General features: G+C 63.7%; 9 protein-coding genes. 8 read left to right on the top strand and 1 reads right to left on the bottom strand.

Translation table 11 applies throughout. The features are described 5' to 3' along the window. The 7 genes from C8J33_RS00410 (at position 1) to C8J33_RS00380 (ending at position 9,366) form a co-directional block, all read left to right on the top strand. Complete coding sequence (locus tag C8J33_RS00410; RefSeq protein ID WP_110728502.1) at positions 1-999, top strand: ABC transporter permease; 999 nt, start codon at positions 1-3, stop codon at positions 997-999. Between the two features lie 44 nt (positions 1,000-1,043). Continuing rightward, positions 1,044-2,207 carry an ABC transporter permease gene (locus C8J33_RS00405; RefSeq protein ID WP_422038007.1) on the top strand — a complete coding sequence of 388 codons (1,164 nt, stop codon included), beginning with the start codon at positions 1,044-1,046 and terminating at the stop codon, positions 2,205-2,207. A 45-nt stretch (positions 2,208-2,252) separates the two neighbouring features. Further along, positions 2,253-3,461, top strand: coding sequence for a glycosyltransferase family protein (locus C8J33_RS00400; RefSeq protein WP_110801830.1), 1,209 nt, complete (start codon positions 2,253-2,255; stop codon positions 3,459-3,461). Between the two features lie 6 nt (positions 3,462-3,467). Next, complete coding sequence (locus C8J33_RS00395; RefSeq protein WP_132662645.1) at positions 3,468-4,712, top strand: glycosyltransferase family 4 protein; 1,245 nt, start codon at positions 3,468-3,470, stop codon at positions 4,710-4,712. Next, entirely contained in the window at positions 4,709-5,863 is a 1,155-nt protein-coding gene (locus tag C8J33_RS00390; RefSeq protein WP_132662644.1) for a glycosyltransferase family protein, read from the top strand. The genes C8J33_RS00395 and C8J33_RS00390 overlap by 4 nt, the downstream gene beginning before the upstream one ends. Before the next feature lie 148 nt (positions 5,864-6,011). Continuing rightward, entirely contained in the window at positions 6,012-8,795 is a 2,784-nt protein-coding gene (locus C8J33_RS00385; protein WP_132662643.1) for an ABC transporter transmembrane domain-containing protein, read from the top strand. A gap of 109 nt (positions 8,796-8,904) precedes the next feature. Then, a complete protein-coding gene (locus C8J33_RS00380; protein ID WP_092935006.1) occupies positions 8,905-9,366 on the top strand; it encodes a cyclic nucleotide-binding domain-containing protein in 462 nt (153 codons plus the stop codon). A 23-nt stretch (positions 9,367-9,389) separates the two neighbouring features. Here C8J33_RS00380 and C8J33_RS00375 read toward each other — a convergent pair whose 3' ends face one another. Further along, the gene (locus C8J33_RS00375; RefSeq protein ID WP_165929693.1) at positions 9,390-11,120 is read right to left on the bottom strand and encodes a metallophosphoesterase family protein; all 1,731 of its coding nucleotides are present in this window, start codon (positions 11,118-11,120) and stop codon (positions 9,390-9,392) included. Positions 11,121-11,346: 226 nt separating this feature from the next. Here C8J33_RS00375 and C8J33_RS00370 point away from each other — a divergent pair, with 226 nt between their 5' ends. Beyond that, positions 11,347-12,177, top strand: coding sequence for an MBL fold metallo-hydrolase (locus tag C8J33_RS00370; protein ID WP_165910714.1), 831 nt, complete (start codon positions 11,347-11,349; stop codon positions 12,175-12,177). The last annotated feature ends 2 nt before the right edge of the window (positions 12,178-12,179 follow it).

Here is a 12,179-nt window from a genome sequence, read left to right as displayed (position 1 = left end):
ATGCTGCGATACATTCTCTGGCGCGTCAGTGCCATGATCCCGACGCTCGTCATTATCTCGGCCCTCGTCTTCACCATCATCGAACTTCCTCCGGGTGATTATTTCGAGAGCTACATCTCGGAAATGCGCGCCCAGGGCGAAGGCGTCGATATGGCGGAGATCGAGGCGTTGCGGGCCGAATACGGCTTCGACCGTCCGCCGATCATGCGCTACTTCCACTGGGTCGCCGGCATGCTGCAGGGCGATTTCGGCTACTCGTTCGAATACCAGCTGCCAGTTTCCGACGTCGTCGGTGACAGGCTCTGGCTGACGGTCCTCGTCTCCTTCGTGACCATCATCTTCACCTGGCTCATCGCCTTCCCGATCGGCATCTACTCGGCCACCCACCAGTACAGCTGGGGCGATTACGGCCTGACCTTCCTCGGCCTGCTTGGCCTTGCCATTCCCAATTTCATGTTCGCGCTGATCCTGATGTATTTCGCCAACATGTGGTTCGGCACGTCCATCGGGCACCTCATGGACCAGAAATATCTGTCGCAGCCCATGAGCTGGGACAAGTTCCTGTCGATCCTCGAGCATCTCTGGATCCCCGTCATCATCATCGGCACCGCGGGCACGGCCGGCATGATCCGTCGCCTGCGCGCCAACCTTCTGGATGAACTACAGAAGCAATATGTGGTGACGGCGAAGGCGAAGGGTCTTCATCCCTTCCGGGCACTGGTGAAGTACCCACTCCGCATGGCCCTCAACTTCTTCATCGCCGACATCGGCTCGATCCTGCCGGCCATCATCTCCGGTGCCGAAATCACGGCCATCGTGCTGTCGCTGGAAACCACCGGGCCGATGCTCATCAAGGCGCTGCAGAGCCAGGACATGTATCTCGCCGGGTCCTTCCTGATGTTCCTTGCCTTCCTCACCGTCATCGGCGTGCTCGTCTCCGACATCGCGCTGGCGCTGCTCGATCCGCGCATCCGGCTCCAGGGGGGCAGCACGAAGTGACCGCAACGCATCCGCCGTCCACGACGTCCCCCACACCCGCCTGCCTGCCCGCACCCGGCCAGCCCCTGACGCACTTCGTTTCCGCCGCCCCCTTCGATCCGATGGCCGTGGAAACGATGAGCGAGGAGCAGAAACACGTCTATGAGGCGTCTCAGCTTCGGTTGATGTGGTGGAAGTTCAAACGGCACCGGGTTGCCGTCCTCTCGCTGGTCTTCCTCGTTCTGCTCTATGCGATGGTCACGGTCGTCGAGTTCCTGGCGCCTTACAACCTGCATACCCGCAACGTCGATTTCATCCACGCGCCGCCGCAGCAGGTGCACCTGTTCGATGACGGCCAGTTCGTCGGCCCGTTCGTTTATGGCCGCACGATGAACCTCGACATGGACACGCTGCGCCGCGTCTATACGGAAGATCCCCAGCGGATCGAAAAGCTGCGCTTCTTCTGCAGCGGCGACACCTATAATTTCTGGGGCCTCGTTCCCGCCTCGCTCCATCTCGTCTGCCCGGCACAGGGCGGGCAGTTCTTCATGCTCGGCAGCGATCGGCTCGGTCGCGACGTGCTGTCGCGCATTCTCTACGGCGCCCGCATCTCGCTCACCATCGGTCTGCTCGGCGTGACGATGAGCTTCATTCTCGGCATCGTCATCGGCGGCCTTGCCGGCTACAAGGGCGGCGTCTTCGACCTTATCGTCCAGCGCGTCATCGAGGTGCTGCAGTCGATCCCGAGTATTCCGCTGTGGATGGCGCTTGCGGCCATCATGCCGGTGACGTGGAGCCCCCTCGTCATCTATCTCGGCATCACCGCCATTCTCGGCCTTCTCGACTGGACCGGCCTTGCCCGCGCGGTGCGCTCCAAGCTGCTGGCCCTGCGCGAGGAGGACTACGTGCTTGCGGCACAGTTGATGGGGGCAAAGACCAGCCGCATCATCGGCCGCCATCTCGTGCCCGGCTTCATGTCGCATCTGATCGCCAGCGCGACAATGTCGATCCCGGCGATGATTCTCGGTGAAACCGCCTTGAGTTTCCTCGGCCTTGGCCTCCGTCCGCCGATTACCAGCTGGGGCATTCTCCTGACGGAAGCGCGCAGCGTCAGTACCATCGCTTTTTATCCATGGTTGCTCTACCCAACCATCCCGGTCATTCTCGTCATCCTGGCCTTTAACTTTCTGGGCGATGGACTTAGAGATGCGGCTGATCCGTACAAGTGAGTTTGCCATGGTGATGAAGTCTGCCCTGTGCGTGGAGCCGTGCCGATGACGCGTCGCATCGAGAATGCCCGCATCCTCATGTACAGCCACGATACGTTCGGTCTCGGCCACCTGCGACGGTGCCGGGCGATCGCGCATGCGCTCGTCGAGGACTATCGCGGCCTGCAGGTCCTGATCATCTCCGGCGCGACCATCGCCGGTGCCTATGACTACCGGGCCCGCGTCGATTTCGTGAAGATTCCGAGCGTCATCAAGCTGCGCAACGGCGAATACACCTCGATGGATCGGCATATCGATCTGAACGAGACGCTGAAGATGCGCCGGTCGATCATCCGGCACACGGCGGAGACCTTCAAGCCCGACATCTTCATCGTCGACAAGGAGCCGATGGGGCTTCGCGGCGAGGTCGAGGACACGCTGTCCTACCTCAAGCATCAGGGCACGACGCTGGTGCTTGGCCTGCGCGAGGTCATGGACGCACCGCACCTGCTCGACGCCGAGTGGAAGCGCAACGACGTGATGCGCAAGATCGGCCAGTTCTACGATACGGTCTGGGTCTACGGCCCGCCCGATTTCTACGATCCGCTGGTCGGCCTCGACGTACCGCCGCAGGTCCGCGCCCGCATGGATTTCGTCGGCTTCCTCCAGCGCAGCGTCTCGCTCGACGTCAGCTCCGAGCACAAGCCGAAGGGCGACTATATCCTCATCACCACCGGCGGCGGCGGCGATGGCTCCGACCTCATCCACGACGTGGTGGACGCCTACCGCGCCGACCCGACATTGACGCACCCCTCCTTCGTCGTGCTCGGTCCCTACATGCCGGCAAAGCAGCGCCACAAGCTGCTGTCGAAATGCGCGCTGACCCCGCACCTGACGGTGATCGAGTTCGACAACCGTATGGAAGAGCTGATCGCCAATGCCAGCGGCGTCGTCGCCATGGGCGGCTACAACACCTATTGCGAAATCCTCTCCTTCGACAAACCGGCCCTGATCGTCCCACGCGTCGTCCCGCGCGAAGAGCAACTGATCCGCGCCCGCCGCGCCAGCGAACTCGGGCTCGTCGATATGCTGCTGCCACAGGAGGCTGCGGACCCCAAGCGGCTGGCCGCTGCCCTTCATGCCCTGCCGCACCGCGCGCCGCCCTCCCACCATGCCAGCAACATGCATCTCGACGGCCTGAGTAATATTTCCCGGATCGTCGGCAACATGCTAGACGGGCGCGAACGCGACCATTTGAGCGTCGTCAAGGCCTGAACCGTTATGCAAAGCCGCAAGATCGTCGTCATCCTGAAGGGTTATCCGCGCCTGTCGGAAACCTTCATCGCCCAGGAACTGCTGGGTCTGGAGCAATCGGGGCTGGAGCTGTCGCTGATTTCGATGCGCCACCCGACCGACAAGAAGCGCCATCCCGTTCACGACGAGATCCGCGCGCCGGTTCTCTACCTGCCCGAATATCTGCACCACGAGCCGCTGCGCGTCCTGCGCGGGTTGTGGGCCGCCGCCCGGCGTCCCGGTTTCCGTAAGGCCCTCTCTGCCTTCCGCCGCGACCTGGTGCGCGATGTCTCGCGCAACCGTGTCCGCCGCTTCGGACAAGCGGCCGTCCTTGCCGCGGAATGGCCGGAGGGTGGAGACTGGCTGCATGCCCATTTCATCCACACGCCCGCGTCCGTCGCCGCCTATACCAGCCTTCTGACCGGCATTCCCTGGACGTGCTCGGCCCATGCCAAGGACATCTGGACTTCGCCCGACTGGGAGCTGGCCGACAAGCTCGCCACCAACCGCTGGACAGTCACCTGCACCGAAACCGGCTTCCACCACCTGCGCACGCTGGCCGCCGACAAGACGACCGTGCATCTGAGCTATCACGGCCTCGATCTGGCCCGCTTTGCACCCTTCACGCAGGAGCGCCGCCCTCGCGACGGCAGCGATCCCGCCGACCCCGTCGTCATTCTCAGCGTCGGCCGCGCCGTGGAGAAAAAGGGTTACGACCTGCTCCTCAAGGCCTTAGCAAGCCTGCCTGCCGATCTCGCCTGGCGCTTCGTTCATATCGGCGGCGGCACGCTCGCCAAATCCCTGAAGGACATTGCAACCGACCTCGGCATCGCCGACCGCATCGACTGGCTGGGCGCCATGGCACAGGAAGACGTTCTGGCGCGCTATCGGGCCTCCGACATCTTCGCGCTCGCCTGCCGCATCGGCGCGGATGGCGACCGCGATGGCCTGCCGAACGTGATCGTCGAAGCCTCCAGCCAGCGGCTCGTCTGTCTCTCCACCACGATCTCCGGCGTACCGGAGCTTCTGTCCGACGGGGAGAACGGCCTGCTGGTGCCGCCCGAGAACCCGGAAGCCATCGCGAACGCCCTGGAGCGCGCCATCCGCGATCCCGATCTCCGCAAGCGGCTGGGTGATGCCGCCGAACGGCGCGTCCGCAAGGATTTCGACTACCACACCAGCATCACCCAGCTTCGCAATCTCTTTGAAACCGAATGGCGGACAGCCGAATGACCGATCCGGACACGAAACGCGTTCTCTTCTACGTCCAGCATCTGCTCGGTATCGGCCACCTGACACGTGCGAGCCGCATTGCCAACGCGCTGGCCGTGCGCGGCTTCGACGTGACGGTCGTCACCGGTGGCAAGCCCGTGTCCGGTTTTCCCGGCCCGGCCGTTCGTCATATCGCGCTGCCGCCCGTCGTCTCCAGCGACGAGGGCTTTTCCGCCCTGCAGGACATGGACGGCAATCCGGTCGATGACGCCTTCCGCGACATGCGTCGCGACCGGCTGGTCGCCATCCTCCACGAGATCAAGCCGCATGCCATCCTCACGGAGGCCTTCCCGTTCGGCCGGCGTCAAATGCGCTTCGAACTCCTACCCTTCCTCGACGCCGCCCGCGCTATGCCCGAGCCGCCCAAAATCTTCGCCTCCGTGCGCGATATCCTGCAAAAGCGCCCGAAGCCGGAGCGTGACCGCGAGACGGTGGATTATATCGAGCGCTACTTCGACCGCATCCTCATCCATGGCGACCCGACCTTCGCAAGGCTGGAAGAGACCTTTCCCCATGCCGACGAGATCGCCGACAAGGTGGTCTATACCGGCCTCGTCGCCCCGCCGCAGCCCGACGCCCCGGCAGACCGTTTCGAGGTGATCGTCTCGGCCGGCGGCGGCGCTGTCGGCCGGCACGTGCTGCACGCGGTCGTCGGCGCCACCGCCATCATCCGGCCTGAGAAGCCCTGGGCCTTGATAACAGGCCCCAACCTCGCGCAGGTCGACCACGATGCGATCGCCGCCGGCGTCGTCGGAAATGTCGCGGTCTTCCGCTTTCGCCCCGACTTCGCGAGCCTCCTTTCGGGCGCGACCCTCTCGGTGTCGCAGGCCGGCTACAACACGGTCTGCGACATTCTGCGGGCGCGCTGCCGGGCGATCGTCGTGCCGTTTACGACAGGCGGCGAAACCGAGCAGGCGGCCCGTGCCGAACGCCTGGAGCGCCTTGGCCTCGTGACGGCGCTCAGCGATTCCGACATTTCGGCCGAGCGGGTCGCCGCGGCCATCCGCTCCGGTCTCGATGCTCCTGCCTTCCAGCAAGGCGATCTCTCGATCGACCTCGAGGGCGCCGACAGGACGGCCGATATCCTGCGCGACATGCTGTCGGACGCGTGACGGCGAAATCGCCGTTCGAACGCTTCAGGACGATGCGTTTGCGGGTGGTTTTCCTACCATCACTGCTATAGATTCCACCGTAACGGAGGAGACAGACGAGCACCTGGTCCGCCGCGTCGTCTCCGCTTCGTCTCGATGGCAGCCCTTCATGGATATCCGCCTTACCCGTTACATCTGGACCCACACGCGCAAGCAGCAAATGTGGATCCTCATGATCGTCGCCATCTCGATGATCCCCTACTTCCTGTCGTTCGACCTGCCCAAGCAGATCGTCAACGGGCCCATACAGGGAAAGGGTTTCGAGCAGCCGGGCGCGACCGAGCGGTTCTTCGACATTTCCTTCTCCCTGCCCTGGGTCGGCAACGTCACGCTGTTCAACGGCATCGACCTGACGCGCATGGAAACGCTCTATGCGCTGAGCGTCATCTTTCTCCTGCTCGTCATCATCAACGGCCTATTCAAGCTCTACATCAATACCTACAAGGGCCGGCTCGGCGAGCGCCTGCTTCGCCGCATCCGCTTCGAGCTCATCGATCGCATCCTCCGGTTCCCGCCGACCCAGTTCAAACGCATGAAGGGGGCGGAAGTCTCCTCCATGGTGAAGGACGAGGTCGAACCGCTCGGCGGCTTTACGGGCGATGCCTTCGTGTCTCCGGCTCTGCTCGGCGGACAGGCCCTGACGGCGCTCGCCTTCATCTTCATGCAGAACATGTGGCTCGGCTTCATCGCAGCCTTCATGGTCGGCATCCAGGCGACCATCATCCCGCGCATGCGCCGCCGCCTGCTGGTGCTCGGCCGCGAGCGCCAGATCACCGCGCGTGAGCTTGCCGGCCGCGTCAGCGAGATCGTTGACGGTATCAGCACCATCCACGCCTACGACACCTCGAACTACGAGCGCGCCGACGTGGCCGCGCGGCTGGGGCGGATCTACAAGATCCGCTACGATCTCTACCAGTGGAAGTTCATGGTGAAGTTCATCAACAACTTCCTCGCGCAGCTGACACCCTTCCTGTTCTACTGCATCGGCGGCTATCTTGCCCTGCGCGGACAGCTCGACATCGGCCAGCTTGTCGCCGTCATCAGCGCCTACAAGGATCTGCCAGGGCCCCTGAAAGAGCTGATCGACTGGGACCAGCTGCGTCAGGACGTACAGGTGAAATACGTCCAGGTGGTCGAACAGTTCACGGTCGAGCCGCTGATCGATCCGAAGATCCAGGCCATTTCCACCGGTGCCGTTGCCGTCGGCGCCGTGGCCGCCGGTGCGGGCCTTGCCGGTACTGCGGCAGCCGCCAGCGATGGCGGAAACGATGCGTCTGGCGCCCTTGCGGCCTCCGGCCTCACCCTTGCCGACGACAGCGGCGCCCGCCTGCTGGAGCATGTCTCGGTCGAGATCAAGCCCGGAGAGAAGGTTGCGATCATCGGCGGTGCCGCCAGTGGCGGCGACGTGCTGGCCGAGGCCTTCGGCCGCCTGATCTGGCCGGAGGGCGGCAAGGTGACGCTTGGCGGCGAAGACCTGCTGCACATGCCGGAATCCGTCGTTGGCCGGGCCATCACCTATGCATCGTCGGATACCTACTTCTTCTACGGCTCGCTGCGCGACAACCTGCTCTACGGCCTGAAGCACGCGCCGCTGGCGGCCGCCACCTACGAGGGCAGCCTTGCCGCCCATCGCAAATGGGAAGTGACGGAAGCCAAGCTCGCCGGAAATCCCGACTACGACGTCAACGGTGACTGGATCGACTACACCGCCGCCGGCGCAACGCAGGCCGAAGATCTCTTCCCCTCGATCCTCGCCGTGCTCGACACGGTGCAACTGTCGAAGGACATTCTCGACCTTGCACTCCGCACCAATATCGACCCGGCGGACCGGCCCGAATTTGCGGCCAGTATCGTGGATATGCGCCAAGCGCTGCGCGAGGAGCTGGAAGAGGCCGGCCTCAACGGTCTGATCGCCTATTTCGAGCCCGGCGAATACAATATGGAAGCCACCGTCGGCGAGAACCTGCTGTTCGGCACGGCGACCGCCCCGAGCGTGGCCGGCCGCGCCATTGCCAAGAACCCCTATTTCCGAAAGGTCGTCTCGGAAACCGGCATCGACCGCGTGCTCTTCGACATGGGCTACCAGATCGCCGAGAACGCGGTGGAACTCTTCGCCGACCTGCCGCCGGACCACCCGTTTTTCCAGCAGCTGACCTTCATGACGGCCGACGACATCCCTGCCTACCAGTTGCTGCTTCAGAAATATGCCGGCAAGGGGCTGGAGACCGCGACGGAGGACGATCGCTACCAGATCATCCGCCTGAGCTTCAACTATGTCGAGCCCCGCCACCGCTTCGGTCTCTTGACCGAGGAACTCATGGCGCAAATCGTCGAGGTCCGCCGGCAGTTCCACGAGAACATGCCGGAAGATCTGACCCACGACATCGAGCGCTACGATCCGGAAAAATACCTCGCCTCCGCGAGCCTTATGGACAACGTGCTCTTCGGCCGTATCAGCCATAAGCACACCGACGGCTCCAAGCGCATCCGCGCCATCGTGTCGTCGCTGCTGAATTCGCAGGGCCTGATCGAGCAGGTGCTGGATATCGGTCTCGACTTCAATCTCGGCGCCGGCGGCAAGCGCCTGACGGCTGTCCAGCGCCAGAAACTGAACCTCGCCCGCGCCATTATCCGCCGCTCGGACTACTATGTCTTCAACCGCCCGCTCCCGAGCCTCGATCACCGCTTGCAGGACGAGGTCGTCCGTGACGTGATGAAGCTGCTCACGCGCAACGGCGCCAATCCGGCTGTTATCTGGGTGCTGTCGAACAACGGACTGACGAAATTGTTCGAGCGCGTGCTGGTGTTTGATCGCGGCGCGCTCGTAGAGGATGACACGCACGCCAATCTGGTAAACAATGACGGTGTCTTTAAACAGTTGGTTACCGCGTGATCATCGCGGGAACCGGAAGACTGGCAGGCACGAAAAGACTGGCAGACACCGACGCATCGCCCGGAAGGACACGGGCGTGCCGCGCCGAACATGGGGAGTTTACGAGCTGATGTTGCTGAAGGACGAAGTGCAAATGCTGCGGCGGGTGCCGCTCTTTTCCGGTGTGGAAGCCGGCAAGCTGAAGCTGCTGGCCTTCACCTCGGACCGCGTGAGCTACGGCATCGGCGAAACGCTCTTCCATCAGGGCGATGCCGGCGATGCAGCCTATGTCGTTCTGGACGGCAAGGCGGAGATCCTGGTCGAATCCTCGACCGGCCCGATCCGCGTGGCCGAAGTGGAGCGCAATTCGATCGTCGGCGAGATCGCCATCCTCTGCGACGTCTCGCGAACGGCAACCGTGAAGACGACCACCGCAGTCGAGGCTCTGCGCATCCGCAAGGACCACTTCATCAAGCTCCTCACGGACTTTCCCGAAATCACCATCGAGATCATGCGCGTGCTGGCCGACCGCCTGAGCCACACGACGAGCGAGCTGACGGAAGCCCGCAGCCGCGTGCGCGAACTCGAATAGTTTCGATAGCAGCGGAATAGAGCTCAGCGCGCCGTGATATCGCCGGTGCGCAGGTCGATCCGGAAATCCTTCGAGGGCAACCCGCTGCGGTAGGCCTCGAAGAGCGACAGCATCGCCGCAATCCCGCTTTGCGCCGAGCCATCCGGCCAAGCCTGCGTCTGATAAAGCGCCGAGAGCCTGTCGTAGAACCGCAGCCGCGGCCGTGAGACCGAAGCCAGCCCGGAATCGCTCGCCATCCGCAGGCGATACCAGTCGCCAAGGAACGCGATGGCCGACAGTGCCTCCGGACTGCCCTCCTCCGAAGCGTTCGCCTGACCGCGTGCGACCGGTAGCATGGCAGCGGCATCCTCCATCGGAACCGTGGACCGCCCGGCCAGCTGCGCGAGATCGCCAAGCGTGGCGGCCCGCAGCAGCGCGCCGAGCGCTGCCGGCCATTCCCGCTTCAGGTGCCGCCGCCAGGCGAGATGACCGATATGGGCCGAGAGGAAGTCGCCATAGCGGGTCGCCTCGGCCATTCCCCCGGTCTTGACGCCGGTGTACCGCACTTCGGCGGCATAGAGCGCTGCGATCGCCCCATCCATCGACATATCACTAAGCGACACCGTCTCGATCTCGGCAGTGCCCTCACGCAGCGTCAGGATCTTGTAGGCCGGGGGAAAGCCGACGAGCGAGGGGACGGCGACGTTCACGAAGAACCCGTCCCCGCGCCGCATCCGCGCCGTGTCGTTGACGTGAAGATGTCCGCTGAAATGGAGGGGTATTCCTGCCGCGATGAATGCCTCTCCGACCGCGTCGCCGGGAATGCGGCCCGATGTTGCCGTGGGCCCGAGCAGCGCGATCTCCGCCGCCCGGGTTCCATCCAGCGTATCGAGCGCGGGATAATGGGAAAAGGCAACGAGACGCTTGCCGAGACGCGCGGCCCGCGCACCGACATCGGTCATCCAGTCGATCACATGGCGCTTGTGCACCAGCATCGCATTCCAGCCGGCCGACGTGCTGTCGACCCAGTCGTCCGATCCATCGATCGGCACGAACACATTCGCGTCGATCATCAGCAGCCACATCCCATCGACCGGCTCCACCAGATAGGAGGCCTCCATCAGCGGCCGTCGCGTCGCTCCGCTCGATGAGATTGCGGTGAACATCCGCTTTTCGTTATCGCCCTGGAGGCCGAAAGGCGTCTCCCAGTGCAGATAGGACGGATGCGGAAAGTAGCCGTGCTCCGCGACCGGCTTCAGCCCGTCGGGATAGCCGGGGCAGAACATCCCGGGCGACACCGTCACCGGGAGATCGCGTGGGATCCCCGGAGGCAGGGTGGCGCCCGAAGTTGTCACCGGATGGCTCGTCACCACCGCGCTCGAACCGTCCGCCTCCAGAAACCGCTTGGTACGATGCCGGCCGGTGTCGGCGAAGATATCGTGGTTCCCAGGCAAGGCAAAGAACACCATGCCGTGCCGCGCATTATAGTCCTTGAGGATCACGGCAACCGCCGCCATGGTCGCAACCTGCCCGTCATCGGTATAATCGCCCAGCAGAACAACATGCCGGATGCCGCGCGACGCGACATCGTCGAGCGCCGTGCGGAAGGCCTGCAGGCTCTCGTTGAACACCCGCGTGGACCGTGCCGCCTCCGCCAGCGGCCGAACGGACAGACCGCCCGTATGGGCCGCACCGGGAAAACCGAAGTCGGTAGCGGGATCGTGAACATGAGCGTCGGCGATCACGGCGATCGGCGGAAATTCCTTGAAAGACATGGCGAAGGCAACGGTTTCGAAAGCGGGATCGGATAGCGTTTCCCTGTCTCTGACACGAGAAGCAAGAAAAAGCGAATGCCCGTCTCGCTTCATGTGGACAGTTTGGATAACATGTCAAAAATACGGCCGGACACAGAAGCCGGCGGGGTCGATCCTGACCCACGCAACAGCAGAGGGACAGTGTTGGCAAGCCACCGAAAGGGGCGGGTCGAAACTGAAGCAAAGTGTGAACGACAATCTGTTTCGCGTACGTTTCTGGGGCGTTCGGGGAAGCCTGCCGGTGGCGGGGGCCGAGTTCCAGCGCTATGGCGGCCGGACCGTGTGCATCGAGATGCAATGCGGTAGCGAACGCCTGATCTTCGATGCAGGCTCGGGCCTGATGCCGGCCGGCGTCGCGCTCAAGGCCGAAGGTGTGTCCGCATTCAACCTGTTCTTTACGCACTGTCATTACGACCACATCATCGGCCTGCCGTTCTTCCCGCCGCTCTATGACCATTCCGCCGACGTGACACTCTGGTCGGGGCATCTCGCCGGGCGCATGTCGACGCGCCAGATGATCGGCGAATTCATGCGGCCGCCTTGGTTTCCGGTCGAGCCCGATATCTGCCGCGCTGCGCTGGACGCGCGCGATTTCCGCTCGGGCGATCTGCTCACCCCCGTCCGCGGCGTCGAGATCCGCACCGGCAGCCTCAACCATCCCGGCGGTGCCGTCGGCTACCGCGTCGAATGGGGCGGACGCGCCTGCGCGCTCATTACCGATACGGAACATCACCCCGGAACGCTCGATCCCGCCGTGCTCGAACTGATCGAAGGCTGCGACCTCTTCATCTACGACGCCATGTATGACGACGCCGAGATGGAACGGCATGTCGGCTACGGCCACTCCTCCTGGGAACAGGGCATCCGTCTTGCGAAAGCTGCCGGCGCCAAACGCGTCGCCTTCATGCATCACGCCCCGTTCCGCACCGACGACGCGCTCGATGCCGTGGAGAAACAGGCAAAGATCATCTTCCCCGGCGCCTTTTCTGCGTTCGACGGGCAGGTCGTCGATCTCTGATC

The organism is Rhizobium sp. PP-CC-3G-465, from assembly GCF_004343445.1.
Taxonomy (GTDB): Bacteria; Pseudomonadota; Alphaproteobacteria; order Rhizobiales; family Rhizobiaceae; genus Ferranicluibacter; species Ferranicluibacter rubi.
Note: the sequence above shows the minus strand (reverse complement) of the source record. Positions and strands in the feature narration are given on the sequence as shown.

Coding starts and splice junctions, on each gene's coding strand:
- C8J33_RS00385 (WP_132662643.1), top strand. CDS start 6,012: ATGGATATCCGCCTTACCCGTTACATCTGGACCCACACGCGCAAGCAG.
- C8J33_RS00380 (WP_092935006.1), top strand. CDS start 8,905: ATGTTGCTGAAGGACGAAGTGCAAATGCTGCGGCGGGTGCCGCTCTTT.
- C8J33_RS00410 (WP_110728502.1), top strand. CDS start 1: ATGCTGCGATACATTCTCTGGCGCGTCAGTGCCATGATCCCGACGCTC.
- C8J33_RS00375 (WP_165929693.1), bottom strand. CDS start 11,120: ATGTCTTTCAAGGAATTTCCGCCGATCGCCGTGATCGCCGACGCTCAT.
- C8J33_RS00395 (WP_132662645.1), top strand. CDS start 3,468: ATGCAAAGCCGCAAGATCGTCGTCATCCTGAAGGGTTATCCGCGCCTG.
- C8J33_RS00390 (WP_132662644.1), top strand. CDS start 4,709: ATGACCGATCCGGACACGAAACGCGTTCTCTTCTACGTCCAGCATCTG.
- C8J33_RS00400 (WP_110801830.1), top strand. CDS start 2,253: ATGACGCGTCGCATCGAGAATGCCCGCATCCTCATGTACAGCCACGAT.